General features: G+C 71.5%; 26 protein-coding genes. 7 read left to right on the top strand and 19 right to left on the bottom strand.

All coding sequences use genetic code 11. The features are described from left to right. Window positions 1–48 precede the first annotated feature (48 nt). Window positions 49–441, bottom strand: coding sequence for an SCO5389 family protein (locus tag IE109_RS17740; protein ID WP_064071815.1), 393 nt, complete (start codon window positions 439–441; stop codon window positions 49–51). 219 nt (window positions 442–660) lie between these two features. Here IE109_RS17740 and nucS point away from each other — a divergent pair, with 219 nt between their 5' ends. Next, complete coding sequence (gene nucS / locus IE109_RS17745; RefSeq protein ID WP_064071816.1) at window positions 661–1,323, top strand: endonuclease NucS; 663 nt, start codon at window positions 661–663, stop codon at window positions 1,321–1,323. Window positions 1,324–1,376: 53 nt separating this feature from the next. On the opposite strand, the gene IE109_RS17750 is transcribed toward nucS, so the two are convergent. The 4 genes from IE109_RS17750 to IE109_RS17765 all read right to left on the bottom strand — a co-directional run bounded on the left by IE109_RS17750 (window position 1,377) and on the right by IE109_RS17765 (window position 6,590). Then, window positions 1,377–4,226, bottom strand: a complete 2,850-nt coding sequence (locus IE109_RS17750) for an ATP-binding protein (RefSeq protein WP_189551855.1) — start codon at window positions 4,224–4,226, stop codon at window positions 1,377–1,379. A gap of 225 nt (window positions 4,227–4,451) precedes the next feature. Continuing rightward, window positions 4,452–4,775: an STAS domain-containing protein gene (locus IE109_RS17755; RefSeq protein WP_031073773.1), complete on the bottom strand. Its 324-nt coding sequence runs from the start codon at window positions 4,773–4,775 to the stop codon at window positions 4,452–4,454. 153 nt (window positions 4,776–4,928) lie between these two features. Beyond that, entirely contained in the window at window positions 4,929–5,777 is an 849-nt protein-coding gene (locus tag IE109_RS17760) for a 3-hydroxyacyl-CoA dehydrogenase family protein (RefSeq protein WP_189551856.1), read from the bottom strand. Window positions 5,778–5,939: 162 nt separating this feature from the next. Next, window positions 5,940–6,590, bottom strand: a complete 651-nt coding sequence (locus IE109_RS17765; protein ID WP_189551857.1) for a TetR/AcrR family transcriptional regulator — start codon at window positions 6,588–6,590, stop codon at window positions 5,940–5,942. A 79-nt stretch (window positions 6,591–6,669) separates the two neighbouring features. On the opposite strand from IE109_RS17765, the gene IE109_RS17770 reads away from it, so the two are divergent. Genes IE109_RS17770 through IE109_RS17780 form a run of 3 tightly spaced genes read left to right on the top strand, consistent with a single transcriptional unit; the run spans window position 6,670 to window position 8,797 of the window. Beyond that, a complete protein-coding gene (locus IE109_RS17770; RefSeq protein ID WP_189551858.1) occupies window positions 6,670–7,452 on the top strand; it encodes an ABC transporter ATP-binding protein in 783 nt (260 codons plus the stop codon). Between the two features lie 9 nt (window positions 7,453–7,461). Further along, window positions 7,462–8,211, top strand: a complete 750-nt coding sequence (locus IE109_RS17775) for an ABC transporter permease (protein ID WP_189551859.1) — start codon at window positions 7,462–7,464, stop codon at window positions 8,209–8,211. A gap of 13 nt (window positions 8,212–8,224) precedes the next feature. Next, window positions 8,225–8,797 carry a cob(I)yrinic acid a,c-diamide adenosyltransferase gene (locus tag IE109_RS17780; protein ID WP_189551860.1) on the top strand — a complete coding sequence of 191 codons (573 nt, stop codon included), beginning with the start codon at window positions 8,225–8,227 and terminating at the stop codon, window positions 8,795–8,797. Between the two features lie 73 nt (window positions 8,798–8,870). Here the strand turns inward: IE109_RS17780 and IE109_RS17785 are convergent, their stop codons facing one another. Beyond that, the gene (locus IE109_RS17785) at window positions 8,871–9,512 is read right to left on the bottom strand and encodes a hypothetical protein (RefSeq protein ID WP_229891176.1); all 642 of its coding nucleotides are present in this window, start codon (window positions 9,510–9,512) and stop codon (window positions 8,871–8,873) included. 150 nt (window positions 9,513–9,662) lie between these two features. On the opposite strand from IE109_RS17785, the gene IE109_RS17790 reads away from it, so the two are divergent. The 3 genes from IE109_RS17790 (at window position 9,663) to IE109_RS17800 (ending at window position 13,528) form a co-directional block, all read left to right on the top strand. Then, the gene (locus IE109_RS17790; protein WP_189551861.1) at window positions 9,663–10,874 is read left to right on the top strand and encodes a sensor histidine kinase; all 1,212 of its coding nucleotides are present in this window, start codon (window positions 9,663–9,665) and stop codon (window positions 10,872–10,874) included. Then, complete coding sequence (locus IE109_RS17795) at window positions 10,871–11,542, top strand: response regulator (RefSeq protein WP_189551862.1); 672 nt, start codon at window positions 10,871–10,873, stop codon at window positions 11,540–11,542. The genes IE109_RS17790 and IE109_RS17795 overlap by 4 nt, the downstream gene beginning before the upstream one ends. Before the next feature lie 129 nt (window positions 11,543–11,671). Then, a complete protein-coding gene (locus tag IE109_RS17800) occupies window positions 11,672–13,528 on the top strand; it encodes a glycoside hydrolase family 18 chitinase (RefSeq protein WP_189551863.1) in 1,857 nt (618 codons plus the stop codon). Here IE109_RS17800 and IE109_RS17805 read toward each other — a convergent pair. The 13 genes from IE109_RS17805 to glyA all read right to left on the bottom strand — a co-directional run bounded on the left by IE109_RS17805 (window position 13,509) and on the right by glyA (window position 25,747). Beyond that, window positions 13,509–14,225 carry a 4'-phosphopantetheinyl transferase family protein gene (locus tag IE109_RS17805; RefSeq protein ID WP_229891178.1) on the bottom strand — a complete coding sequence of 239 codons (717 nt, stop codon included), beginning with the start codon at window positions 14,223–14,225 and terminating at the stop codon, window positions 13,509–13,511. The genes IE109_RS17800 and IE109_RS17805 overlap by 20 nt on opposite strands. Window positions 14,226–14,349: 124 nt before the next feature. Then, entirely contained in the window at window positions 14,350–14,823 is a 474-nt protein-coding gene (locus tag IE109_RS17810; RefSeq protein WP_189551865.1) for a DUF2550 domain-containing protein, read from the bottom strand. Between the two features lie 129 nt (window positions 14,824–14,952). Then, complete coding sequence (locus tag IE109_RS17815; RefSeq protein ID WP_189551866.1) at window positions 14,953–15,327, bottom strand: F0F1 ATP synthase subunit epsilon; 375 nt, start codon at window positions 15,325–15,327, stop codon at window positions 14,953–14,955. A gap of 158 nt (window positions 15,328–15,485) precedes the next feature. Further along, window positions 15,486–16,928 (bottom strand): F0F1 ATP synthase subunit beta, encoded by a 1,443-nt coding sequence (atpD, locus tag IE109_RS17820; protein ID WP_189551867.1) that lies wholly within the window; start codon window positions 16,926–16,928, stop codon window positions 15,486–15,488. Next, window positions 16,928–17,845, bottom strand: a complete 918-nt coding sequence (locus IE109_RS17825) for a F0F1 ATP synthase subunit gamma (RefSeq protein WP_189551868.1) — start codon at window positions 17,843–17,845, stop codon at window positions 16,928–16,930. Before IE109_RS17825 ends, atpD begins: the two co-directional genes overlap by 1 nt. Before the next feature lie 20 nt (window positions 17,846–17,865). Then, on the bottom strand, window positions 17,866–19,464 hold the full coding sequence (atpA, locus tag IE109_RS17830; protein WP_189551869.1) for a F0F1 ATP synthase subunit alpha: 1,599 nt from the start codon (window positions 19,462–19,464) through the stop codon (window positions 17,866–17,868). A 126-nt stretch (window positions 19,465–19,590) separates the two neighbouring features. After that, on the bottom strand, window positions 19,591–20,406 hold the full coding sequence (locus IE109_RS17835) for a F0F1 ATP synthase subunit delta (RefSeq protein WP_189551870.1): 816 nt from the start codon (window positions 20,404–20,406) through the stop codon (window positions 19,591–19,593). Then, the gene (locus IE109_RS17840) at window positions 20,403–20,948 is read right to left on the bottom strand and encodes a F0F1 ATP synthase subunit B (RefSeq protein ID WP_189551871.1); all 546 of its coding nucleotides are present in this window, start codon (window positions 20,946–20,948) and stop codon (window positions 20,403–20,405) included. Before IE109_RS17840 ends, IE109_RS17835 begins: the two co-directional genes overlap by 4 nt. A gap of 41 nt (window positions 20,949–20,989) precedes the next feature. Further along, window positions 20,990–21,223 carry an ATP synthase F0 subunit C gene (gene atpE / locus IE109_RS17845; RefSeq protein ID WP_010474382.1) on the bottom strand — a complete coding sequence of 78 codons (234 nt, stop codon included), beginning with the start codon at window positions 21,221–21,223 and terminating at the stop codon, window positions 20,990–20,992. Between the two features lie 87 nt (window positions 21,224–21,310). Further along, window positions 21,311–22,123 (bottom strand): F0F1 ATP synthase subunit A, encoded by an 813-nt coding sequence (atpB, locus tag IE109_RS17850; protein ID WP_189551872.1) that lies wholly within the window; start codon window positions 22,121–22,123, stop codon window positions 21,311–21,313. Between the two features lie 225 nt (window positions 22,124–22,348). Beyond that, a complete protein-coding gene (locus IE109_RS17855) occupies window positions 22,349–22,786 on the bottom strand; it encodes a Cg1360 family ATP-synthase-associated protein (RefSeq protein WP_189551873.1) in 438 nt (145 codons plus the stop codon). Window positions 22,787–23,049: 263 nt separating this feature from the next. After that, window positions 23,050–24,366, bottom strand: coding sequence for an MraY family glycosyltransferase (locus IE109_RS17860; RefSeq protein WP_189551874.1), 1,317 nt, complete (start codon window positions 24,364–24,366; stop codon window positions 23,050–23,052). A gap of 106 nt (window positions 24,367–24,472) precedes the next feature. After that, window positions 24,473–25,747 carry a serine hydroxymethyltransferase gene (glyA, locus tag IE109_RS17865; protein ID WP_189551875.1) on the bottom strand — a complete coding sequence of 425 codons (1,275 nt, stop codon included), beginning with the start codon at window positions 25,745–25,747 and terminating at the stop codon, window positions 24,473–24,475. Between the last annotated feature and the right edge of the window lie 131 nt (window positions 25,748–25,878).

Below are 25,878 nucleotides of genomic sequence, written 5' to 3' on the forward strand. Positions count from 1 at the left end.
AGCGGGCCGCCTCCTGATCCGGCCCGATCCAAAAGACACGCCAGGGCGTCAGCAGTCGCGCAGGGTCGGCGACTGGTTCAGCAGCTGGGCTCGTACGGAGGTGAAGCGGGCGAGCCGCTCGTCGACCGAGGAGTCCAGCGGGAACACCGCGACGCGGTGGCAGTTCTGGAATGCCAGACGCACGCCGAAGTGCCGCTGGAGCGCACCGCGGATCGCGTCACTCGCCAGTGCGCGCAGCAGCTGGCCGCGCGCCTGCTCGTCCGGCGGCGGCGTCTGGTTGTCGGCGAACGCACCGCCGTCCACCTTCAGCTGGGCCACCAGAGAGCTGATCATCTCCCACGCGTAGGGCAGGGAGGTCCGGACGCAGTCGACGAAGTCGGCTTCGTCGACCTCGCCTCGCTCGGCCTGTTCCAACAGCGCCGGTGAGACGTCGAGCGACATGGGTTCTCCTCTCGCGACCCCGGGGACCGGGGTCTTACGGGCAGGGAGGGAGGACGCCCCCGCACGACACGCTGTGTGCACGAGCGACAACCTCCCGCTTCCACGGTAAGCGCGCTGTCCGGACCGCACCAGGAGATTGGGTGCACAACCGGCCATGGAAGAACGGGAGTTTAGGACCGAATCGCGCGGAAGAGCGTGTGTCTTGTAGCGTTGCCGACCATGCGTCTCGTCATCGCCCGCTGCTCCGTGGACTACGCGGGCCGGCTCACCGCCCACCTGCCCTCCGCACCCCGTCTGATCCTGGTAAAGGCCGACGGCAGCGTGTCCATCCACGCCGACGACCGGGCGTACAAACCGCTCAATTGGATGTCGCCGCCGTGCACCCTCAAGGAGGGTGATGATCGCGTCTGGACCGTGGTGAACAAAGCGGGCGAGAAACTGATCATCACCATGGAGGAAGTCCTCCATGACTCGTCGCACGAACTGGGCGTCGACCCCGGCCTCATCAAGGACGGCGTGGAAGCGCACCTCCAGGAGCTGCTCGCCGACCGGATCGAGACACTCGGCGACGGGTACACGCTCATCCGCCGCGAGTACCCGACCGCCATCGGGCCCGTCGACATCCTCTGCCGCGACGCGGACGGCGCGACGGTCGCCGTGGAGATCAAGCGGCGCGGGGAGATCGACGGCGTGGAGCAGCTCACCCGCTACCTGGAGCTGCTGAACCGCGATCCCCACCTGGCGCCGGTGAAGGGCGTCTTCGCCGCTCAGGAGATCAAGCCGCAGGCGCGGGTGCTGGCGACGGACCGCGGGATCGGGTGCGTGGTGCTGGACTACGACGCGCTGCGCGGCATCGAGGACGACAAGCTGCGGCTGTTCTGAGCCCGTCGCGCGTACGGCCCCGGGACGTCACCGTCCCGGGGCCGCTGCACGTCTCAGGCCGCCGTTCCGCCCGCGGTGGGACCACCGCTCGTGGCCGGGGCGCTCTGGGTGGCCCCGCCCGCCCCGCCCGTGGTGTCGGTGCCGCCGCTGCTGGTGCCGCCGCCGGCCCCGCCCGCGTCGGTCCCGCCGGTGGTGTCCGTCCCCCCGGTGGTGGTGCCTCCGGTGGTGTCCGTGCCGCCCGTGGGGTCGGTGCCCCCCGTGGGGTCGGTGCCCCCGGTGGTGTCCGTGCCGCCCGTGGGGTCCGTGCCGCCCGTCGTCGGGGACGAGGTGCCCCCGGTCGTGGGTGAGCCGGTGCCGCCGGTGGTGGGCGAGGACGTGCCGCCGGTGGTCGGGGAGCCGGTGCCGCCGGTCGTGGGCGAGGTCGTCCCGCCCGTGGTGGCGGACGTGCCGCCGGTGGTCGGGGTGCCGCCGGTGGCGGTGCCCCCGCTCGTGGCGGACGGGTCGCCCGACGGGCTGGACGGGGTGCCCGCCGCACCACTCTCGCCCGGTGCCGACGGGGTGCCGGACCCACCGGAGGTGCCGGAGCCCGGGCCGTACCCGCCGGTGCCGCCGTCGCCGCCGCCGTCACCGGGGTCCCGGGTGGAACCCTGGGCCGGCTCGTCCGCGTCGAGGCCCCCGGCGCCGCCGCTCTCGTCGGCCGACCGGTCGGACGTGACCCGCCGCGAGCCGCCGTTGCCGTCGTCACCGCCCGCGGTCGCCCCGAGGGTCACCACCGTGCCGAGGACGGCCGCGAGGACGGCGCCCGCACCGGCGGCGACCAGATTGCGTCGCGCGCCGCTCAGGATGGTGCGCCGCGTCGTCGCCCCGGACGCGGCGCCGGGGGCGGGGACCCGCGTTCCGCCGGACGGGCCCTGACGGGAGGTGAGCGTCCCGGTCGCACCGCCCGGGCCCGGCGGCAGGGCCGCTGCCCCCGGCGTGCGCGCCAGGGCCGCGGGCACGCCGCCGGGCGGGGACGCCGGCCCCTCGTGCCGCGCCACGGGCGGCTCCTCGCCCGCCACCGCCGGACCGCCCGGCAGCGGCCCGCGCTCGCGGTCCACGACCAGGGCCAGGGCGCGCCGGCCCGCCACCGTGCCGCGCTTGTCGGCGAGCGCGCCACGCATGGCGATCGACGCCTCCAGCTCGGCGCGGGCCCGGTCCAGGTTGCCGGCGCACAGCGCGAGGACGCCCAACTCGTGGTGGAAGTACGCCTCCTCGGCCACCTCGCCCGCGTACCGGGCGGCCTCGGCACCGGCGCGCAGCGCCCGCTCCCAGGCCCCCCAGTGCAGCCCGGCCGCGAAGGCGGGGGCGGCGCTGCGGGCGAGCACGACCGCCGTGTCGGCGTACCCCTCCTCCTCGGTGTCGGACGAGGAAGCGGAGGCGGAGGCGGAGGCGGAGGAACCGGACGCTCCGGAGCCGCCGGTGCCCCCGAAGACGCCCGAGACGTCCGTGGAGCCGGAGGCGGAGCCTGAGCCGGCGCCTCCGCCGGTGTCGGCGGCGGCCTTCACCAGGGCCGTCATCGCGGCCAGGACGGCGTCCGCCTCGGCCACCGCCCGCTCGGGGCTGACCGAGGGGTGCCCGACCCACCAGGCGTAGTGCGCGGCGGCGGTGTGGGCGCGGTCGGCGGCGCCGTCGTCGTAGCCCTCCGCGACGAGCTGCGCCGGCACCCCGGCGGCGAGCCGGTAGCGGGTGCCGACCGGGCTGAGCAGCCCGCAGCGCAGCAGCTCGCCGAGCGCCGCGTCGGCGTGGGTGTCGTTGACGAGCGCCGGCAGGTGCGCCTGGTGCGGTACCTCGCCGCCGAGGGCGACCGCGAAGCGGAGCGTCTCGCGGGCGGCCTCGGAGAGCCGGGAGGCGAGCAGCGGAGCCGGCGCCGCGCCGTCACGGAGGGATGGCAGGGGTGCCTCGCGGACGTCGGTGAAGACGTTGTCCTCGTCGTCGTCCTCGGACGGTCCTGAGTGCAGCTCGTCGCGCTGCCGCAGCAGAGCGCCGGCCTGGACGAAGCGCAGGGGCAGGCCCTCGGACTCGAACCAGAGGTCGCCGGCCCAGTTGGCCTCGTCGTCGGTGAGCGGCCGGTCGACGCCGCGCTCCAGGAGCTCCAGCGCGGAACCGCGGTCCAGTCCGGAGAGGAACACCTCTTCGAGGGGGGACTCGGGGGACGGCGCGGCGACGTCCGGCGTGGCGGCGAGCAGGAAGGCGCACTCGGGGGTGGCGTCGAGGAGCTCGTCCAGCGCGGCGCCGCCGAACTCCAGGTCGTCGAGGACGACGACGGCGCCGATGGCGTGGACGGCGGCCTTGAGCCCGTCGCGGTCGGGGCGGTGGGCCGGCGCGCGGTGGACGGCGGCGAACAGCTCGTGCAGCAGCTCGGTGGGCGTGCGGTGGTGGCCGGAGAGCCGTACCACCCCGTCGGGCGCGAGGCCGGCGCAGTCGGCGGCGACGGCGTCGAGCAGCGCGGTGCGCCCGGACCCGGCCGGGCCGGTCAACCGTACGGAGCGTCCGCGCGACAGCAGCCGGACCAGCCGCTCGCGCTCCTCCTGGCGTTGCAGCAGGGGCAGCGGCGGGGCCGCGGGCCCGGGGGGCACGGGCGGGCCGGCCGTGCGGGCCAGGTCGGCGCGCTCCTCGGGCGTGTGGCGGCCGGGCGTCTCCGGCCGGCGCCCGGGCGGACAGGGCTCGATCTCGCTGCCGTCTATGGGGTTGATGGTGAGCAGGAGGTCGCCCGAGACGAGCTGGGCCGTCCTGGCCGGGCCCGGCGGTGCGCCGCCCTGCCCGGAAGGGGGCGTGGAGCCGCCGTCGCGCGTGGTGCGCGGGCGGCCGTCGCCGTCGCGGTCGTCGTGGCCGAAGTCTTCCGGTCCCCGGGTGATCGGGTCCATGGTGAAAGCCCCCAAAAGCGTGGTGCGCCGAAGCCCCTCCCGGCCTTTCTGCACGCCCGCTGTCGCTTCTGGTCCGGTGCCCGCCGGGTGGGTCCGTCATTCGGCAGGCGACCGAACCCTAGACGTTCGCTCAGTATGAATGAAGAGCCGGGGTGGCACGGCGCCCAAGACGTCACCGTCTTGTGAGGATTGGGTGTCCGGGTGCGGTTTACCGGACCCGTACCGTTACACCCGGGGCAACGTTTCGGCGGCGATGCCGCCTTCGATGGCGAGGATGCGGTGCAGCCGGGTGGCCACCAGCAGGCGCTGCATCTGGGGCGGTACGCCCCGCAGCACCAGCCGGCGGCCGCAGCGGCCCGCTCGCCGGTGGGCGCCCATGATGACTCCCAGGCCGGTGGCGTCCCAGGAGTCGAGGCCGGTCAGGTCCAGTACCAGGTCGCCGGCTCCGTCGTCGACGGCCGAGTGCAGGACCGTACGGGCGTCCGCCGCGCTGCGCACGTCGAGGCGGCCCCCGACGACCAGCTCGGCGTGGTCGCCCCTGATGTGCATATGCGCTCCCCGAGAGTGCGTTGTCGTCACGTCTTTCGTCGTCACGTACTTCTATGCAACAACTGACTGCCTATCCGGCGGACCAGTTGCGCCTTGTAAGCGAACCGATACCGAATTCACCCTGAGGGGTGATGGTGAAGGGGTCGGGACGGCTCAGTGCTTGTAGAAGCCCTGCCCGCTCTTGCGACCGATGTCACCGGCGTCCACCATCCGGCGCATCAGCTCCGGCGGCGCGAACTTCTCGTCCTGCGACTCGGTGTAGATGTTGCTGGTGGCGTGGAGCAGGATGTCCACGCCGGTGAGGTCGGCGGTGGCCAGCGGGCCCATCGCGTGGCCGAAGCCCAGCTTGCAGGCGACGTCGATGTCCTCGGCGGAGGCGACGCCCGATTCGTACAGCTTCGCGGCCTCGACGACCAGGGCGGAGATCAGACGGGTCGTCACGAAGCCGGCGACGTCGCGGTTGACGACGATGCAGGTCTTGCCGACGGACTCGGCGAACTCGCGGGCGGTGGCGAGGGTTTCGTCGCTGGTCTTGTAACCGCGCACCAGTTCGCACAGCTGCATCATCGGGACCGGCGAGAAGAAGTGGGTGCCGACGACGCGCTCCGGGCGCTCCGTCACGGCGGCGATCTTGGTGATCGGGATGGCGGAGGTGTTGGAGGCCAGGACGGCGTCGTCGCGTACGAGCTTGTCGAGCGTACGGAAGATGTCGTGCTTGACGTCCAGCTTCTCGAACACGGCCTCGACGACGATGTCGGCGTCGGCCGCCGCGTCCATGTCGGTGGTCGTGGTGATGCGGGCCAAGGCCGCCTCGGCGTCGGCGGCTTCGAGCCGGCCCTTGGCGACGAACTTGTCGTACGAGGCCTTGATGCCGTCGGTGCCGCGGGTCAGGGCGGCGTCGGTGACGTCGCGCAGCACGACCTCCCAGCCCGCCTGGGCCGAGACCTGCGCGATTCCGGACCCCATGAGTCCGGCCCCGATGACGGCGAGCTTCCTGGCCACGATCTTCCCCTTAACACCCGTTCACGAATCGGCTCTTCGCGGAGGTTAGCGGGCGCGCGCGGCCGTGTGGCGCCGAAGAGATGCGCGTCACGTCTCAGATGACGGACATCACACCGATGCGGCCGGCGCGGTGAGCCGGAGGGCCGCTCGCCGTGAGCGGCGTCACCGCCCGGGCACTCGCTCCGCGTACCGCAGCACCTTCTCGCCGAGGAGATCCTCCATCTCGTCGAGGAGACCGAGGGCCTCGCGGGCGACCTCGGGGATGTCGCGCCCCTCGGCCATCCCGGTGCCGATCCAGGCCATCAGCGTGCCGTGGATCCAGGAGAGCTGACCGGCGACGAGGGTGGGCATCGGGTCGCGGTCCTCGGCGGCGGTCTCCTCGGCGAGGGTCGCCGTGAGGTCGGCGAGGGCTTCCTGCTGGATGGCCCAGAGGCGGGAGCGCAGCGCGTGGGCGTCGGTGATGACGCGCACGAAGTCCGCCCAGCCGGCGAAGAGACCGACGGTGGGCGAGTGGCCGACGACGGCGGCGCGCAGTTCGCGCAGGACGGCGCCGGCGGCGGACTCGCCGGGGCGGCGGCCGCGCACGTAGCGGGAGAGGCGGTCGACGACGTCCTCGCCGCGGTCGAGGAACAGGTCTTCCTTGGCGGGGAAGTAGTTGTACACGGTGTTGACGGAGACGTCGGCGGCCCGTGCGATCTCGGCGATCGTCACCGCGTCGAAGCCGCGCTCCAGGAACAGGCCCGTGGCCACGTCCGAGATGTGCTGCCTGGTCTGCCGCTTCTTGCGCTCTCTCAGTCCCTCGGTCGTCGCCATGCCCTCATCCTAGCTTCGCTGGTGCGGCTGAAAACTTGTAGTCGTTGCAAAATTTCAGAGACTCTGTTTTTCTGGGCGCATGCCCATCATCAGTACGGCCGGACTGGCCCACACCTTCCGCACCCGGGGCGGCCCCGTCGACGCCGTCCGCGGTATCGACCTGACCGTCCGGACGGGCGAGATCCTCGGCTTCCTCGGCCCCAACGGCGCCGGGAAGACCACCACCCTGCGCATGCTCACCACGCTCCTCGCCCCCACCGGCGGCGCCGCCACGGTCGCGGGCTGCGACCTGGTGGGCGACCCCGCCGGCGTACGCCGCAGGATCGGCTACGTCGCCCAGTCCGGCGGCGTCGACCTCTCCGTGTCGGTACGCGAGGAGCTGGTCACCCAGGGCCGGCTCTACCGCCTCTCCCGGGCCGAGGCGGCCGGCCGGGCGGACGAGCTGGCGCACGACCTGGACCTGACCGGGGTGCTGGACCGGCCCTGCGCGGCGCTCTCCGGCGGGCAGCGGCGGCGGCTGGACATCGCCCTGGGGCTCACCCACCGCCCCGAGGTCCTCTTCCTCGACGAACCGACCACCGGCCTCGACCCGGGCAGCCGCGCCGACCTGTGGCGGCTGGTGCGGCGGCTGCGCGACTCGTACGGCACCACCGTCTTCCTCACCACCCACTACCTCGACGAGGCCGACGAACTGTCCGACCGGCTCGTGATCGTCGACAAGGGCGCGGTCGTCGCCGAGGGCACACCGGCCGCGCTCAAGGAGCGGTACGCCGGGTCGGCCGGCGCGTCGCTCCAGGACACCTTCCTCGCCGTCACCGGACGCGGACCCGCGCCCGCCGACCGGGCCCCCACGGCCGTCTAGGAGCCTGCCGTGCTGTTCCACGACATCGCGCTGGTCTTCGGGCGGTACGCCCGCCAGACACTGCGCTCGAAGTTCCAGCTGCTCTTCGGCGTCCTGATGCCGCTGCTGTACCTGCTCTTCTTCGGCCCGCTCCTCACGGGACTGCCGCTCGGCACGGAGGGCGACTCCTGGCAGGTCCTGGTGCCCGGCCTGCTGCTCCAGCTGGGCCTGTTCGGCGCGTCGTTCGCCGGCTTCGCGATCATCATCGAGCAGCAGATGGGCGTCGTCGAGCGGCTGCGGGTCACCCCGGTCAGCCGGCTGGCGCTGCTGCTGGGACGGGTCCTGCGCGACGCCGCGGTCTTCGTCTTCCAGGCCGTGCTGCTGGTGCTGGCCGCCGTGGCGATGGGGCTGCGGGCACCGCTGGGCGGCGTTCTGACCGGGTTCGCGTTCGTCGCCGTCCTGACGGTCGCGCTGGCGTCGCTGTCGTACGCGCTGGCGCTGAGGCTGCCCAGACCGCAGGAGTTCGGGCCGGCCGTCAACGCGGTGGCCATGCCGTCGATGCTGCTGTCCGGCCTGATGCTGCCCATGGCGCTGGCCCCGGCCTGGCTCGACGTCCTGTCGCACCTGATGCCGTTCCGCTACCTGGTGGACGCGGTGCGGGCCGGGTACGTGGGCGACTACGCGGGTCCCGAGATGCTGTACGGGGTGCTGGTCGCCGCCGCCTTCGCGGCCGTCGCGGTGACGGTGGGCACACGGGTGTTCCGGAGGGCCGGCGCGTAACTAGGCTGGCCGCATGGTCAACCTGACGCGCATCTACACCCGCACCGGCGACAAGGGCACGACGGCACTCGGCGACATGAGCCGCACGGCCAAGACGGACCCGCGGATCGCGGCGTACGCCGACGCCAACGAGGCCAACGCGGTCATCGGCACCGCCATCGCCCTGGGCGGCCTCGACGAGGAGGTCGTCAAGGTCCTCGTCCGCGTCCAGAACGACCTGTTCGACGTGGGCGCGGACCTGTCGACGCCGGTCGTGGAGAACCCGCAGTACCCGCCGCTGCGGGTGGAGCAGGGTTACGTCGACAAGCTGGAGGCCGACTGCGACCGGTTCCTGGAGGACCTGGACAAGCTCCGCTCCTTCATCCTCCCGGGCGGCACCCCGGGCGCGGCCCTGCTGCACCAGGCGTGCACGGTCGTGCGGCGGGCCGAGCGCTCGACGTGGGCGGCGCTGGAGGTCCACGGCGACACGATGAACGCCCTGACGGCCACGTACCTCAACCGCCTCTCCGACCTGCTGTTCATCCTGGCCAGGACGGCCAACAAGCAGGTCGGCGACGTGCTGTGGGTGCCGGGCGGGGAGCGCTGAGCCACCCGGCCGCCCGCACGGGCGGCCGCCCGTGCGGGACGCCGCCCGTGCGGGACGCCGCCCGTGCGGGGCGTCAGCGGCGCTCCACCGGGAGCGGGTCCCGGCTCTGCGCCGGGCCTCCCGGGCCTCCCGGGCCTCCCGGGCCTCCCGGGGCTGCCGCGTCCGCCGGGGCCGCCGGGCCCTTCGGCGCCTTTTTCGGCCAGAGCGCGTACGACAGCGCGATCAGCCCGTGGATGCCGGCCGCCCGCCACGCCACGTGCGTCCAGCTCTCCAGCGAACCGGTGCGGGCCGGGTCGTCCACGTACAGGATCGCCAGCCACAGCAGCCCCGTGGCGACCACCGCCCCGACGGCCGTGCCGAGCCAGATCCGGCCCTCGTGGCGGGCGCGCGCCATGCCGTACCGGGGCGGCCCCGCCGGCGGCGGGGCGCCCCCGAGGCGGTGCGCGGCGTGACCGTCGAGCCACTTCACCGTGCGGTGGCCGTGGCCGACGGTGTACCCGATGTACAACGCGGCCAGCCCGTGCTTCATGCTCGGCTCGGCGCCGTTCCTCAGGTCCAGTGCGGTGACGACCAGCAGCACGACCTCCAGCAGCGGCTCGCACAGCAGCAGCGCCGCGCCCGTGCGGGGCATCCGCAGCAGGTAGCGGGCGGCGAGGCCGGCGGCGAGCAGCACCCAGAAGCCGACTTCACAGATGACGATGAGCGCGACGACCACGGCACTCTCCCTTCGGTACCCCTCCAGCCTCCCGGCCGTCGCGGGCCGCCGCGTCGTCGGCGGTGACGAAACGACACTGCATCCTTCGATGTAGTCGGGTTCCGACCGGGCGTCGACGTCCGGGCCCCACCCGGCGTGTTGGATGGACGGGTGACACTTCCCCGTACGCATCGCGACGACGTGCTGATCGCGGCCGCCGGCCTCGCCTGCGGACTGCTGCTGTGGTCGTTCGGGCTGTACACACAGGGGCCGGCCGACAGGCGGCCCGACGGGCCCGTGGTGCTCCTCCCGCTCCTGGCCGTCACCCTGCCCGCGCTGGTGCGGCGCACCATGCCGCGCACGGCGCTGACGGTCGCCACGGTCGCGGTCCTCGCCGACCAGTTCACCCGGGGCAACCTGATGACGGTCGTGATGTTCGCCGACGTCGTCTACGCCGCCGTGGTGTACGGACGCCCCGCCTCCGCCCGGCGGATCCCGGTGACCACCGGGCTGATCACGATCGCGGTGACGCTCGGTTTCCTGGCCTGGTACCGGGACCCGGAGGCGCTGCTGGTCGGCGTGGTGACGGCGCTCCTCACCTTCTTCCCGGCCCTCACCGGCGCCGTGGTCCGCAACCACCGCCAGGCCGCCGACACGGCCCGGCTGCGGGCCGAGCAGACCGCTCTGCTGGCGGAGATGGACCGCCGCGAGGCGGTGATCGCCGAGCGGTCCCGGATGGCCCGCGAACTGCACGACATGGTCGCCAACCACCTGTCGGCCATCGCCATCCACTCCACCGCCGCGCTCTCGCTGGACGACCCGGCGACGTCCCGGGACGCGCTGGGCGTGATCCGCGAGAACAGCGTCGACGGCCTGGCCGAGATGCGCCGTCTGATCGGGCTGCTGCGGGACACCAGCGGCCACGACGAGCCGGCCGCCGCGCCCACCCTCGACGGCCTGGAGGCGCTGGTGCGGCAGGCCGGGGCGAACGGGTCGGCGAGCGGCCTGACGTTCCGCCTGGTGGACGGCCGGTCGCCGGGCGGGGACGTGCCCGCGCCCGTCGAGCTGGCCGCGTACCGCATCGTCCAGGAGTCGCTGACGAACGCGCTCAAGCACGCGGACGCGGGCGCGGTGACCGTCGCGCTGCGCTCCACACCGGGCCACGGCCTGACCGTCGAGGTGACCAGCCCCTTCGGCGCCCGGCGGGGGCCGCGCGCGCCGGGGTCGGGCGCCGGGCTGGTGGGGATGCGGGAGCGGATCGCGCTGCTGGGCGGTGTGTTCGAGGCGGGTCCCGCGCCGGGGTGTCCGGGCGGGCCGGAGAAGATCTGGCGGGTACGGGCGGAGCTGCCCGTGGCGGAGGACGACAAGGAGCCGCAGGCATGAGCGGAACGGAGGCCGTGCGCGTGCGCGTGCTGGTGGCCGAGGACCAGAGCGCGGTGCGCGCCGGGCTGGTCCTGATCCTGCGCAGCGCGCCCGGCATCGAGGTGGTCGGGGAGGCCGGGGACGGTGAGGAGGCGGTGCGCCTCGCGCGGGAGCTGCGGCCCGACCTGGTGCTGATGGATGTGCAGATGCCGCGCCTGGACGGCGTGTCGGCCACCCGTCAGGTGGTGGGCGAGGGCCTCGCGGACGTCCTGGTCCTGACGACGTTCGACCTGGACGAGTACGTCTTCGGCGCGCTGCGCGCCGGAGCGGCCGGCTTCCTGCTGAAGAACACCGAGGCCCGGGACCTCGTCGAGGCGGTGCGCACGGTGGCGCGCGGCGAGGGCCTGATCGCGCCGGCGGTGACGCGCCGGCTGATCGCGGAGTTCGCGGCGCCGGCCCGGCCGGCGCGGGCGCCGGACGCTCCCGGTCCGGCGGTGCTGGACGTGCTGACCCGCCGGGAGCGGGAAGTGCTGTCCTGCCTGGGCGAGGGACTGTCGAACGCGGAGATCGCGACGCGCCTGGAGATGGCGGAGGCGACGGTGAAGACCCATGTGAGCCGCCTGCTGGGGAAGCTTGAGCTGCGCAGCAGGGTGCAAGCGGCGGTGCTGGCGCAGGAATTGGGTGTATGACCGGGAGGCGCACCTGTGGTCTGGACCTATTGACGATTGGTCCAGACCTTCCTACGCTCACGGCGCGCACCTTTCACGGACTCACGGACGCGACCCCCACTTCGTCCGTCCGCAACTTGAGGAGCACCGTTGAGCACTCAAGCACTTCCGCGCAGAACGAGGTTCCGCGCCAGAGCCACGGCCGGACTGACCGCCCTTCTGCTCCCGCTGGCCGCCATGGTCGGCCTCGCCTCCCCCGCCCAGGCCGCGACCTCGGCGACCGCCACGTACACCAAGGCCTCCGACTGGGGCGCCGGTTTCGAGGGCCGGTGGACGGTGAAGAACACCGGCACCACCTCCCTCTCCTCCTGGACCGTCGAGTGGGACTTCCCCTCCGGCACGTCGGTCACCTCCGCCTGGGACGCCACCGTCACCAACAGCGGCACCCACTGGACCGCCAAGAACGTCGGCTGGAACGGCACCCTCGCCCCCGGCGCCTCCGTCTCCTTCGGCTTCAACGGCACCGGCACCGGGTCGCCCACGGGCTGCAAGCTCAACGGCGGCTCGTGCGACGGCGGACCCACCGTCCCCGGTGACACCGCGCCCTCCGCGCCCGGCACCCCGGCGGCGTCCGACATCACCGACACCTCGGTGAAGCTCACCTGGACCGCCGCCACCGACGACAAGGGCGTCAAGAACTACGACGTGCTGCGCGACGGCGCCAAGGTCGCCACGGTCACCGGCCTGACGTACACCGACACCGCCCTGACGGCCGGCACCGACTACTCCTACAGCGTCCAGGCGCGCGACACGGCCGACCAGACCGGTCCGGTCAGCGGTGCCCGCGCCGTACGCACCACCGGCGGCGGCACCGACCCCGGCCCGGGCCCCGGCGCCAAGGTCAACCTCGGCTACTTCACCAACTGGGGCGTCTACGGGCGCAACTACCACGTCAAGAACCTGGTGACGTCCGGATCCGCGCCGAAGATCACGCACATCAACTACGCCTTCGGCAACGTGCAGAACGGCAAGTGCACCATCGGCGACGCCTACGCGGACTACGACAAGGCCTACACCGCCGACCAGTCCGTCGACGGCAAGGCCGACACCTGGGACCAGCCGCTGCGCGGCAACTTCAACCAGCTGCGCAAGCTGAAGGCGCAGTACCCGCACATCAAGGTGCTGTGGTCCTTCGGCGGCTGGACCTGGTCCGGCGGCTTCGGCCAGGCGGTGCAGAACCCGGCCGCCTTCGCCCAGTCGTGCTACGACCTGGTCGAGGACCCGCGCTGGGCCGATGTCTTCGACGGCATCGACCTGGACTGGGAGTACCCCAACGCCTGCGGCCTGTCCTGCGACACCAGCGGCCCGGCGTCCTTCAAGAACATGATGCAGGCCATGCGCGCCAAGTTCGGCGCCAACAACCTCGTCACGGCCGCCGTCACGGCCGACGCCTCCCCCGGCGGCAAGATCGACGCCGCCGACTACGGCGGCGCCGCGCAGTACATCGACTGGTACAACGTGATGACGTACGACTTCTTCGGCGCCTGGGCGGCGAAGGGCCCGACGGCCCCGCACTCCCCGCTGACCTCGTACCCGGGCATCCCGCAGGCGGGCTTCAACTCCGCCGAGGCGATCGCCAGGTTCAAGGCCAAGGGCGTCCCGTCCGCCAAGCTGCTCCTCGGCATCGGGTTCTACGGCCGCGGCTGGACCGGCGTCACGCAGAAGGAGCCGGGCGGCACCGCGACGGGCCCGGCCCAGGGCACGTACGAGCACGGCATCGAGGACTACAAGGTCCTCAAGAACACCTGCCCCGCCAACGGGACGGTCGCGGGCACCGCGTACGCGCACTGCGGCACCAACTGGTGGAGCTACGACACCCCGGCCACCGTCACGTCCAAGATGGGCTGGGCGAAGAGCCAGGGCCTGGGCGGCGCGTTCTTCTGGGAGTTCAGCGGTGACACCGCGAACGGCGAACTGGTCGGCGCGATCAGCAGCGGGCTGAAGTAACCGCACCACGGCGGGGGTGGCGCAGGGTGCCGTCCCCGCCGTACCCGGCCTCGTGACGCACCACGCGGCACTCCGGCCCCAGCACGGCGACCGCTGCCCGGTAGCCGTCACCCGCGTCGAGGTCATGGAGCCGCACCGGAAGGTGCGGCTCCGCCCGCTCCCGCCACTCCAGCAGCGCGGCCGGCGCGTCCGGCGCGCTCACCGTGAGCAGGGCGGGCTCCACCATGAGCCCGTCCCCGGTCGCCTTGAGGACCGCTTCCTTCCGCGCCCAGTAGCGGATGAAACCCCGTGTCCGCTCCCCCGCCGGCAGCCGCTCCAGCTCGGCCCGCTCCACCACCGACAGCGCGAACGCCGACAGCTCCGCGGCCTTCCCCTCGCCGGCGACCTCCTCCACGTCCACACCCACCGGCCCGGCCAGCGACAGCGCCACCGCCACCCGGTCGCCCGAGTGGGACCAGGACAGCTCCAGCGCGGCATCCGCCACCCGGGGCTTGCCGTGCGGCTCCGGCCGGTCGCAGTGCGGGCACTCCTGGGTGTAGCGCACCCGCGACGGCTCGATGCCCAGCTGCGCCGCGACGAGCTGCCGCGCCAGCGCGTGCGCGGTCAGGTACAGGGCGCGGTCCCGGGCCCGGACGAAGGCGTCGTGGCGGGCCCGCTCCCGGTCGTCCAGCAGCTCCAGCAGCGCCGGTACGCTCACGGCGTCGGCGAACCAGACATGGCACTCCCCCGCCGCCACCCGCGGTGTGCCCGCGCTCAGGGCGGGCCGGCCCTCCCCGAGGGCCTCGCCCGGAGGTACCCCCGCCCCGGGGGGCGCCTCACGCTCAGGCGACATTGACCCTTTGCCCGGGAGGCGCCGCCTCCAGCCAGGCGAGGAAGCCGGTGAGCGCGTCCTCGCTCATCGCCAGCTCCAGATGGTGCCCGTGGTGCAGGCAGCCCAGCACCACCGAGTCGGACAGCAGCGCCAGCTCCTCCTCGCCCTCGGGCATCCGGCGCGCCAGCACCTCGATGCCGGAGCGCTCCAGGACACGGCGCGGACGGGGCGCGTAGGAGAAGACGCGGAACCAGGCGACGCGGTCGCCGCTGTAGCGGGCGACGCCGTACACCCAGCCCTTGCCGGAGGGGGCGCCCCCGGCGGAGCGGGAGGCGGCGTCACCGGCGTCCGGGACGTTCCAGCGCAGGCTGCAGTCGAAGGTGCCACCGGAACGCTGGATCAGCCGCCGGCGCAACCCGAACACGAAGAGCCCGATCACCACCAGGGCGACGACCAGGGCGCTCACCAGCAGAGCGAGGAACATCTCCACCGACCTCCTCGCATCGTTCGTTCAACGAAATACAACCTGCACCTGCATCGACCTCAGCCGCGGCACGTTCTGGATGATTCCAGACCGGGCCGCGGCTGAGGGCACAACTGTCGGCGCGGTGCGCTAGCGCACCGCCACCGCGCGGAGGCGGACATCGGCTCGCCGCTCGGCGGCGGCGTCCGACTCGGCCTTCGCGCGCTCCAGCGCGCGCTCGGCGCGCTGGGGGTCGATCTCTTCCGCCAGCTCGACGATCTCCGCGAGCAGCGACAGCTTGTTGTCCGCGAACGTGATGAAACCGCCGTGCACGGCGGCGACGACGGTCCCGCCCTCACTCGTACGGATGGTCACCGGGCCCGACTCCAGCACACCGAGCAGCGGCTGGTGGCCGGGCATGACGCCGATGTCGCCGGACGTGGTGCGCGCGATGACCAGGGTGGCCCCGCCGGACCAGACACTCCGGTCCGCGGCGACCAGCTCGACGTGCAGCTCAGCAGCCAAGGGTGGCTCCTCGGGTCACCACCCGGCGTGTGCCGGGTGTTGGGTCATAAGTCTAATAGGGCGCCCGGCGACGGATCGCCGGGCCCCTCGGGTCATACACGGGAGGCGTACGAAGGGGGGCAGGACGCGTGCCCGCCCCCCTTCACGAGTCACGGGACTCAGGAGACGCCGAGCTCCTTGGCGTTCTTCTTGAGGTCCTCGAGACCACCGCACATGAAGAAGGCCTGCTCGGGGAAGTGGTCGTACTCACCGTCGCAGATCGCGTTGAACGCGGCGATCGACTCGTCGAGCGGCACGTCCGAGCCGTCCACGCCGGTGAACTGCTTGGCGGCGTGGGTGTTCTGGGACAGGAAGCGCTCGACGCGACGGGCACGGTGGACAACGAGCTTGTCCTCCTCGCCCAGCTCGTCGATACCGAGGATCGCGATGATGTCCTGGAGGTCCTTGTACTTCTGCAGGATCCCCTTGACGCGGGTGGCCGCGGCGTAGTGGTCCTCGGAGATGTAGCGCGGGTCCAGGATGCGGGACGTGGAGTCCAGCGGGTCCACGGCCGGGTAGATGCCCTTCTCCGAGATCGGACGGGAGAGAACCGTCGTCGCGTCGAGGTGGGCGAAGGTGGTGGCCGGGGCCGGGTCGGTCAGGTCGTCCGCGGGGACGTAGATCGCCTGCATCGAGGTGATCGAGTGACCACGCGTCGAGGTGATGCGCTCCTGCAGCAGACCCATCTCGTCGGCCAGGTTCGGCTGGTAACCCACCGCGGACGGCATACGGCCGAGCAGGGTGGACACCTCGGAACCGGCCTGGGTGAACCGGAAGATGTTGTCGATGAAGAAGAGCACGTCCTGCTTCTGCACATCGCGGAAGTACTCCGCCATGGTCAGACCGGCCAGGGCGACGCGCAGACGGGTGCCCGGGGGCTCGTCCATCTGGCCGAAGACCAGGGCGGTCTTGTCCAGAACGCCGGACTCCTCCATCTCCGCGATGAGGTCGTTGCCCTCACGGGTACGCTCGCCGACGCCCGCGAAGACGGAGACGCCCTCGTGGAGGTTGGCGACACGCATGATCATTTCCTGGATCAGCACGGTCTTGCCGACACCGGCACCACCGAACAGACCGATCTTTCCACCCTTGACGTACGGGGTGAGAAGGTCGACGACCTTCAGGCCGGTCTCGAACATCTCGGTCTTGGACTCGAGCTGGTCGAAGGCGGGGGCCTTGCGGTGGATCGGCCAGCGCTCACCGACGTTGGCGTTCTCCTCGGGGTGGTTCAGCACCTCACCGAGGGTGTTGAACACCTTGCCCTTGGTGAAGTCGCCGACCGGCACCGAGATGCCGGCGCCCGTGTCGACCACCGTGGCCTGGCGGACCAGACCGTCGGTGGGCTGCATCGAGATGGTGCGGACCAGGCCGTCACCCAGGTGCTGGGCGACCTCCAGGGTCAGCGTCTTCTTCTTGCCGTCCTCGGCCGGGTCGGCAACCTCGACGTGCAGCGCGTTGTAGATCTCCGGCATCGCGTCGACGGGGAACTCCACGTCGACGACCGGGCCGATGACCCGCGCGACGCGGCCCGTCGCCGTGGCCGTCTCAACAGTGGTGGTCATTACTTGTCACTCCCCGCGGTCGCGTCGGCCAGGGCGCTCGCGCCACCGACGATCTCGCTGATTTCCTGGGTGATTTCGGCCTGGCGGGCCGCGTTGGCAAGCCGGGAGAGGCTGTTGATCAGGTCTCCGGCGTTGTCGGTCGCCGACTTCATCGCGCGGCGTCGGGCGGCGTGCTCGGAAGCGGCCGCCTGCAGCAGTGCGTTGTAGATACGGCTCTCGACGTACCGCGGCAGCAGGGCGTCGAGGACGTCCTCGGCCGACGGCTCGAAGTCGAACAGCGGAAGGATGTCGCCCTTGGTCCCGGCCTCTTCCGCGGCCTTGTCCAGGCTGAGCGGGAGCATCCGGTTCTGTACGGGCGTCTGCGTCATCATCGACACGAATTCCGTGAAGACGATGTGCAGCTCGTCGACCCCGCCCTCGGCCGTCTCCGTGGTGACGGCCTCGATGAGGGGTGCGGCGACCTTCTTGGCGTCCGCGTAGCTCGGGCTGTCGGTGAAGCCGGTCCACGACTCCGCGACCTTGCGCTCGCGGAAGCCGTAGTAGGCGACACCCTTGCGGCCGACGATGTACGTGTCGACCTCCTTGCCCTCGCCGCGCAGTCGCCCGGTGAGCTGGTCCGCCGCCTTGATGGCGTTGGACGAGTAGCCGCCGGCCAGACCGCGGTCGCTCGTGATGAGCAGGACCGCGGCCCGCGTCGGGGTGTCCGTCTCGGTGGTCAGCGGGTGGTTGGTGTTCGACCCGGTGGCCACCGCGGTGACCGCGCGGGTGAGCTCGGTCGCGTACGGCGTCGAGGCCGCCACCTTGCGCTGCGCCTTGACGATGCGCGAGGCGGCGATCATCTCCATCGCCTTGGTGATCTTCTTGGTCGCCGTGACGGATTTGATGCGACGCTTGTAGACCCGGAGCTGCGCTCCCATGAGTCAGGTCCCTTCCGTCGTCACTTCGAGACGTTGGCGGCGGCCGGGGCGTCCTCGGCCAGCAGCTTCCCGTCCGAGGTCTCGAACTGCCTCTTGAAGGCGGCGATGGCGTCGGCGACGGCCGTGAGGGTGTCGTCCGACATCTTCGCGCCCTCGCGGATCGAGGTCATCAGCCCCTTGTGCTCGCGGTGCAGGAACTCCAGCAGCTCGGATTCGAAGCGGCGGATGTCCGCGACCGGGACGTCGTCCATCTTGCCCGTGGTGCCGGCCCAGACGGAGACGACCTGGTTCTCGGTCGCCATCGGCTGGTACTGGGGCTGCTTCAGCAGCTCGACCATGCGCTTGCCGCGCTCCAGCGAAGCCTTCGACGCGGCGTCCAGGTCGGAACCGAAGGCGGCGAACGCCTCCAGCTCGCGGAACTGGGCGAGGTCCACGCGCAGACGGCCGGAGACCTGGCGCATCGCCTTGTGCTGGGCGGAGCCACCGACACGGGAGACCGAGATACCGACGTTCAGGGCCGGGCGCTGACCGGCGTTGAACAGGTCGGACTCCAGGAAGCACTGGCCGTCGGTGATGGAGATGACGTTGGTCGGGATGAACGCCGACACGTCGTTGGCCTTGGTCTCGACGATCGGCAGACCCGTCATCGAACCGGCGCCCATGTCGTCGGAGAGCTTGGCGCAGCGCTCCAGCAGACGCGAGTGCAGGTAGAAGACGTCACCCGGGTAGGCCTCGCGGCCCGGCGGGCGGCGCAGCAGCAGGGAGACGGCACGGTAGGCGTCGGCCTGCTTCGACAGGTCGTCGAAGATGATCAGGACGTGCTTGCCCTGGTACATCCAGTGCTGACCGATGGCGGAGCCGGTGTAGGGCGCCAGGTACTTGAAGCCGGCCGGGTCGGACGCCGGGGCGGCGACGATGGTCGTGTACTCCAGGGCACCGGCCTCCTCCAGCGCGCCGCGCACGGACGCGATGGTGGAGCCCTTCTGGCCGATGGCGACGTAGATGCAGCGGACCTGCTTCTTCGGGTCGCCCGAGCGCCAGTTGTCGCGCTGGTTGATGATCGTGTCGACGGCCAGGGCGGTCTTGCCGGTCTGGCGGTCACCGATGATCAGCTGGCGCTGGCCACGGCCGATCGGGGTCATGGCGTCGACGGCCTTGTAGCCGGTCTCCATCGGCTCGTGCACCGACTTGCGCTGCATGACCGTGGGTGCCTGCAGTTCGAGGGCGCGGCGGCCCTCGGTCGCGATCTCGCCGAGACCGTCGATCGGGTTGCCGAGCGGGTCGACGACCCGGCCCAGGTAGCCCTCGCCGACAGCGACGGACAGGACCTCGCCGGTGCGGGTGACCGACTGGCCCTCCTCGATGCCGCTGAACTCACCGAGGACAATGGCACCGATCTCGCGCTCCTCGAGGTTGAGGGCGAGGCCGAGGGTGCCGTCCTCGAACTTCAGCAGCTCGTTCGCCATGGCCGAGGGGAGACCCTCGACCTTCGCGATGCCGTCGCCGGCAAGGCTGACCGTACCGACCTCCTCGCGCGAGGCCGCGTCCGGCTTGTACGACTGGACAAAGTTCTCCAGCGCGTCCCGGATCTCCTCCGGCCGGATCGTGAGCTCCGCCATCTGGGTTCCCTGCTCTCCTTGTTGGGCCCGAAGTATCTTTGGGGGATCTGGGGGCTCCCCCCAGAACTTCTGCATCCTCTGCACGGCCCAACCGGGCCGTAGGTAACGCTTCTTTGTTGGTGCTGGTCAGCCGGCGAGTCGCCGGGCCGCCTCGTCGAGGCGGTTGGCGACGGTGCCGTTGACGACCTCGTCGCCGACCCGCACCGAGATCCCGCCGAGGACCGTGGGGTCCACGTCCAGGTTCAGGTGCATCTGGCGGCCGTAGAGCTTGGCCAGCGCGGCGCCGAGGCGCTGCTTCTGCTGGTCGCTCAGCGGCACCGCCGAGGTGACGACCGCGACCATCCGGTCCCGGCGCGCCGCGGCGAGCTTGGACAGGGACTCGAGTCCCGCTTCCAGGCTACGTCCCCGGGGCTGGGTCACGAGACGCACGATCAGTCGCTCGGTGGCCGGGTCGGCCTTGCCGCCGAGCAGGCTGCGCAGCAGCTCGCTCTTGGCGGAGCCGGTGGCCGCCTTGTCGGTCAGCGCGGCCCGCAGCCCGGTGCTGGACGAGACGATCCGGCCGAACCGGAACAGCTCGTCCTCCACGCCGTCGAGCACGCCGGCCCGCTGCGCCGCGGTGAGGTCCGCGGTGTTCGCCAGCTCCTCGAGGGAGTCGACGAGGTCACGCGAGTACGACCAGCGGGACCGCACCATGCCGGAGACCAGGTCGACGGCTTCCCCGCCCACCTGACCGCTCAGCAGTCGCGTGGCGAGCGCGGCCTTGGCCTCGCCGGCCTGCGCCGGGTCGGTCAGGACCCGACGCAGCGACACCTCGCGGTCGAGCAGCGCGGTAACGGCGGCCAGCTCACCGGCGAGCTTCGCCGCGTCGACCGACGTGTTGTCGGTCAGCGCGTCGAGGCGCTCGCGCGCGGCAGCCAGTGCCTCGCGGCTCGCTCCGTTCATCGGGCGGCCTCGGCCTTCTCCTCGAGCTCGTCGAGGAAGCGGTCGATGGTGCGGCTCTGGCGGGCGACGTCCTCGAGGGACTCGCCGACCAGCTTGCCGGCCAGGTCGGTGGCGAGCTTGCCCACGTCCTGGCGCAGCGCGATCGCCGCGGCCTTGCGGTCGGCCTCGATCTGGGCGTGGCCGGCCGCGATGATCTCCTCGCGCTGGCGCTGGCCTTCCGCCTTCATCTCCTGGATGATCGCGGTGCCCTGCTCCTGCGCCTCCTGACGCAGCCGCGCGGCCTCGTGGCGGGCCTCGGCGAGCTGAGCCTTGTACTGCTCCAGCACACTCTGGGCCTCGATCTTGGCCGCCTCGGCCTCCTCGATACCGCCCTCGATCGCCTCGCGGCGCTGCTCCAGAACCTTGTTGATGTTCGGGAGGAGCTTCTTGGCGAGGAAGCCGAAGACGATGGCGAAGGCGATCAGGCCGATGACGAGCTCGTCGAGATGCGGGAGCAGAGGATTCTGAGGCTCCTCCGCCGCCGCAAGGAACAGAGCGTTCACATCAGTGCCTTCCGTGAAAGGGGTTGGGCTGTCGGTCCGGCTTACTTGTAGACGAAGCCCATGACGATGCCGATGAGGGCGAGCGCCTCACAGAAGGCGAAACCCATGATCTGGTTGGTACGGATCAGGCCGGCCGCCTCGGGCTGGCGCGCGAGGGCCTGGGTGCCGTTACCGAAGATGATGCCGACGCCGACGCCGGGGCCGATCGCGGCCAGACCGTAGCCGATGGAGGCGACGTTTCCGTTGACAGCGGCGAGAGTCTCGAGAGCGGACATGCCGGTTCTTCCTTCTCTTTCAAGGACCCGGTGGGGGTTGGCCACCGGACGTCTGTTGGTAGGGGGTTGGGCTGGGCCGAGGCCCGCTCAGTGGTGCTCGGAGAGCGCGCCCTGGACGTAGCTGCTGGCCAGGAGCACGAAGACGTACGCCTGAACGGCCTGGATGAAGAGCTCGAAGGCCGTCATGATGATGACCATGACGAACGAGGCGCCGGCGTAGACGAAACCGAGGCCGTTCATCAGGTACCAGGTCGCCAGGGAGAACATGACGATCAGCAGGTGGCCCGCGAACATGTTCGCGAAGAGTCGCACCGCGTGCGTGAACGGCCGGATGATCAGGTTCGAGAAGAACTCGAGCACCATGATCAGCGGCAGGATCGCGCCGAGGGACTTGTCGTAGCCGAGGATGTTCTTCCAGCCGCCGACGAAGCCGTGCTTCTTGAAGGTCAGACCGACCCACATCACGTACACGATGGCGGCGAGGCCGGCCGGGAACGCGATCAGCGAGGTGACCGGGAACTGGGCGAGCGGAATGATCGACCAGAGGTTCATGATCCAGACGAAGAAGAACAGCGACACCATGAAGGGGACGTACTTCTCGCCGTCCTTCTTGCCGATGATCTCGTAGACGATGCCGCGGCGCACGAAGTCGTACCCGGCCTCACCGACCATCTGAAGCTTGCCCGGGACGAGCTTCGGCTTCGCGAAGGCCGCCCAGAAGAACGCGACGATCGCGATCGATCCGAGCAGGGCCAGCAGCATCGGCTTCGTGAACTCGAAGCTGCCGATGGTGGCGATGGGCTCGTACAGGAAGGTGTGGAGGCCCGGTGCCGGAAAGCCACATCCCTCGATGAAGAGGTGACAGCTCGGGTCGAAGGCAAGCGTCTGGTCAGCACTCACCGCGGGCTCCTTCAGCGTGGCGCATAGGTACGGCAACCTCGTTGTGTCGGCGCGGCACGCAGCCGCGGGTCGGCACTGGACTGGTCTTACGGATGGGGGGGCGGCGGTTCGGCATCGAGCCTCGCGCTGGAACAGGCGTCAGCTCGGATGGCCGCGCCCGCAGTGCCGCAGTTGGCACCGGACGATAGCAGCAACGCGAACGAGCATTTATCCCGGCCCTACCCCTCACGTCGACTGCCCCGTCTTGTGGGACTTCGCGTCCTTGTCGGACGAGGGCTCGACGTAAAGGATCTTGGCCTTCATGTAGGCGCGGGCCTGCGCGGCGACCCAGACGACGGTCGCCGCGAGCAGTGTGAAGGCGAACGCCTTGAAGTCGAACAGCGTGGTGTTCTTGAGCACGGCGAGGAAGATGAAGAGCAGCAGCAACTGGGCCGTGTAGAGCATCAGCCCCATGGCCTGGAAGAGCTGGGGCAGCGACCTCGCGGTCCGCTGGAGCACCACCAGGCCCACCCCCATGAAGAGGACGACCACGAGCGTCCCGACGACCGCGCCGATCGCCCCCTTGCCACCGACGACCACACCGCTGACGACGGTCGCGAGCGCGCCGACGGCAAGGGTGGGTACGGCGGTCTGCAGGAGGGTGCGGACGTCATTGGACGGCATGGCGGCATCTCCGCTTGCTGGTGGGGGCAGTGGTGTCGTCATGGACGAGCGTAAGCCCGGTCCGAGGCGTGCTCTCGGGGTCCGAGGAACCGTCGCACTACGGTCCTTCGGCTCTGTCGCCGGGTCTCGTGAACGGTATCACAAACTATTTGATGAGGTCTTTACCCAGAGGTGTGCTGACTCTCACACATGAGAGTGACCCTGCGCGTGTGTGCAGGACAGCGGGATGGTTTGTCTGCTAATGGACCGATCCCGCAGCTTCGTCAACCGCGCGTTCCGGCCTTCCGCCGGTCGTGGAGCTCGGGACGGGCGCTGAGGGCGGTCGCGCCGTTGACCCCCGCCGGGACCGGTGCGCGCTCCTCCGCCCCGTACGAGGGCGACGCCTCCGGCTCCGGCGCCTCGGGCCGCGCCGCGCGGCGGCGGTAGCGCGGCGGGACGAACGACTCCGCCCAGCGCGGGGCCCGGGGCGTGAACCTCGGCAGCAGCAGGAGCACCAGGCCGATGGCGCTCAGCGCCACGATCACCAGCACGATCCACATCGACGCCGAGTGCACCGAGTACGCCAGCGTCCCGAAGGCGATCAGCGCCGACCAGAAGTACATGATCAGCACCGCCCGGCTGTGCGAGTGGCCGATCTCCAGCAACCGGTGGTGCAGGTGCCCGCGGTCGGCGGCGAACGGCGACTGGCCGTTCCACGTACGGCGCACGATCGCCAGCACCAGGTCGGCCACCGGGATCGCGATGATCGTCAGCGGCAGCAGCAGCGGGATGAAGACCGGGAGCGCGGCGTGCGTGGCCTCACGGGTCGAGCCCTCGAAGATCTTCAGGGCGTCCGGGTCGACCTGACCGGTGATCGAGATGGCCGACGCGGCCAGCACCAGGCCGATGAGCATCGAGCCGGAGTCGCCCATGAAGATGCGCGCCGGGTGCATGTTGTGCGGCAGGAAGCCCAGGCACATGCCCATCAGGATCACCGCGAACAGCGTCGCCGGGGCGGCGGCCTCGATCGTGAAGCCGTACCAGATCCGGTACGCGTACAGGAAGAACGCCGCGGCGGCGATGCACACCATGCCGGCGGCCAGGCCGTCCAGGCCGTCGACGAAGTTGACGGCGTTGATGGTGATGACGACCAGGGCGACCGTCAGGAGCGTGCCCTGCCACTGCGTCAGCGCCACCGTGCCGATACCCGGGATGGGCAGCCACAGGATCGTCAGACCCTGCATGACCATCACACCGGCGGCGATCATCTGGCCGCCGAGCTTGATCAGGGCGTCGATCTCGAACTTGTCGTCCAGGACGCCGATCAGCCAGATCAGGGCGGCGCCGGAGAGCAGCGCGCGCGGCTCGTTGGACAGCTCGAAGACGCTGTTGAGGTTCGGCAGGTGGTCCGCGACCAGCAGGCCCGCGCACAGCCCGAAGAACATGGCGATGCCGCCGAGCCTCGGTGTCGGTTCTCGGTGCACGTCGCGGGCCCGGATCTCCGGCATCGCTCCGGCCGCGATGGCGAACTTCCGGACCGGTCCGGTGAGCAGATAGGTCACCGCGGCCGTGACACAGAGCGTCAGCAGGTAATCACGCACGGGCTGCCCCACAGGAATCGCTGGCCATCTCAGCCCCACACCCTAGCTCTGCCGTCCCCATGGTTGAGGACACACGGGTGCCGCCGGCGGTTGCACAGGGGTCCTTCTACCCCCGATACGGTGGATATCGGCCGACCAGTTCACGCACCTCGGCACGCGCCTTTCCGGCCGCGTCGGGATCGTCCCGCAGCGCCGCCGTGAAGAGGGCGGCGATCCGCTCCATGTCCGCGGCGCCCATTCCCTGGGTCGTCACGGCGGCCGTGCCGAGGCGGATGCCGCGCCCGTCCCCGTACGGGAGCGCGCAGGTGTCCAGGACGATGCCGGCGGCCGCGAGACGGGCCCTGGCGGTCCGCCCGTCGACGCCCAGGGGCGCCGGGTCGGCGGTGATCAGGTGGGTGTCGGTGCCGCCGGTGGTGATGAGGAGACCCGCGCGGGCGAGCGCGGCGGCGAGCGCCCGCGCGTTGGCCACCACCTGCCGGGTGTACGCCGCGAACCCGGGTGACGCCGCCTCCCCGAGGGCCACCGCCTTGGCGGCGATCGTGTGCATCTGGGCGCCGCCCTGCGTGAACGGGGACACCGCCCGGTCGATGCGCTCGGCCAGCTCGCCGCCGCACAGCAGCATGCCGCCGCGCGGGCCGCGCAGCACCTTGTGCGTGGTCGCGCACACGACGTCGGCGTACGGCACCGGGCTGGGCGCGGACCCGCCGGCCACCAGCCCCATGGGATGGGCCGCGTCGGCGATGAGGCAGGCCCCCACCTCGTCGGCGATCTCGCGGAACGCGGCGTAGTCGATGTGCCGGGGGTACGAGATCGAGCCACAGACGATCGCCTTCGGGCGGTGCTCGTGCGCCAGGACCCGGACCTGCTCGTGGTCGATGAGCCCGGACTCGGCGTCCACGCCGTACGGGACGAAGTCGAACCAGCGGCCGGAGAAGTTGGCCGGCGACCCGTGCGTGAGGTGCCCACCGTGGGCCAGGCCCATCGCCAGCACCGTGTCCCCGGGGCGCAGCAGCGCCGCGTAGGCGGCGAGGACGGCCGAGGAGCCGGAGTGCGCCTGGACGTTCGCGTGCTCGGCCCCGAACAGCGCCGTGGCCCGCTGGACGGCGATCCGCTCGGCGGCGTCCGCGTACTCGCAGCCGCCGTGGTACCGGGCGCCGGGATACCCCTCGGCGTACTTGTTGGCGAGCGGCGACCCCAGCGCGGCCAGCACGGCGGGCGAGACGAAGTTCTCGGCGGCGATCAGCTGGAGGCTGTCGGCCTGCCGCCGCCCCTCCCCCGCGAGCACGTCGGCGATCTCGGGGTCCTGCCGTCGCAGGACGTCGGCATCCGCCCCGTGCGCGTTCGGCTCGCGCAGGTCGGCGGCAGCAGCGGTGACCGGCATCAGTGGCTCCAGGCGTGGGCGGGCCCCGTCACACCCAATGTAGGCCCGCCTCCGGCTCCCCGCCGGACGGGAGCGCCCGTGAGGGGCACGCCCTCGGGCCGCGGGGACGCCGGGGTCGGGGTGCCGGGGCA

The sequence above is a fragment of the Streptomyces lavendofoliae genome, assembly GCF_014649735.1.
GTDB lineage: Bacteria > Actinomycetota > Actinomycetes > Streptomycetales > Streptomycetaceae > Streptomyces > Streptomyces lavendofoliae.

Excerpts from the sequence above, each read along its gene's own strand:
- IE109_RS17740 (WP_064071815.1), bottom strand. The coding sequence starts at position 441 with ATGTCGCTCGACGTCTCACCGGCGCTGTTGGAACAGGCCGAGCGAGGC.
- nucS (WP_064071816.1), top strand. The coding sequence starts at position 661 with ATGCGTCTCGTCATCGCCCGCTGCTCCGTGGACTACGCGGGCCGGCTC.
- IE109_RS17750 (WP_189551855.1), bottom strand. The coding sequence starts at position 4,226 with ATGGACCCGATCACCCGGGGACCGGAAGACTTCGGCCACGACGACCGC.
- IE109_RS17755 (WP_031073773.1), bottom strand. The coding sequence starts at position 4,775 with ATGCACATCAGGGGCGACCACGCCGAGCTGGTCGTCGGGGGCCGCCTC.
- IE109_RS17765 (WP_189551857.1), bottom strand. The coding sequence starts at position 6,590 with ATGGCGACGACCGAGGGACTGAGAGAGCGCAAGAAGCGGCAGACCAGG.
- IE109_RS17770 (WP_189551858.1), top strand. The coding sequence starts at position 6,670 with ATGCCCATCATCAGTACGGCCGGACTGGCCCACACCTTCCGCACCCGG.
- IE109_RS17780 (WP_189551860.1), top strand. The coding sequence starts at position 8,225 with ATGGTCAACCTGACGCGCATCTACACCCGCACCGGCGACAAGGGCACG.
- IE109_RS17795 (WP_189551862.1), top strand. The coding sequence starts at position 10,871 with ATGAGCGGAACGGAGGCCGTGCGCGTGCGCGTGCTGGTGGCCGAGGAC.
- IE109_RS17810 (WP_189551865.1), bottom strand. The coding sequence starts at position 14,823 with ATGTTCCTCGCTCTGCTGGTGAGCGCCCTGGTCGTCGCCCTGGTGGTG.
- atpD (WP_189551867.1), bottom strand. The coding sequence starts at position 16,928 with ATGACCACCACTGTTGAGACGGCCACGGCGACGGGCCGCGTCGCGCGG.
- IE109_RS17825 (WP_189551868.1), bottom strand. The coding sequence starts at position 17,845 with ATGGGAGCGCAGCTCCGGGTCTACAAGCGTCGCATCAAATCCGTCACG.
- atpA (WP_189551869.1), bottom strand. The coding sequence starts at position 19,464 with ATGGCGGAGCTCACGATCCGGCCGGAGGAGATCCGGGACGCGCTGGAG.
- IE109_RS17835 (WP_189551870.1), bottom strand. The coding sequence starts at position 20,406 with ATGAACGGAGCGAGCCGCGAGGCACTGGCTGCCGCGCGCGAGCGCCTC.
- atpE (WP_010474382.1), bottom strand. The coding sequence starts at position 21,223 with ATGTCCGCTCTCGAGACTCTCGCCGCTGTCAACGGAAACGTCGCCTCC.
- IE109_RS17855 (WP_189551873.1), bottom strand. The coding sequence starts at position 22,786 with ATGCCGTCCAATGACGTCCGCACCCTCCTGCAGACCGCCGTACCCACC.
- glyA (WP_189551875.1), bottom strand. The coding sequence starts at position 25,747 with ATGCCGGTCACCGCTGCTGCCGCCGACCTGCGCGAGCCGAACGCGCAC.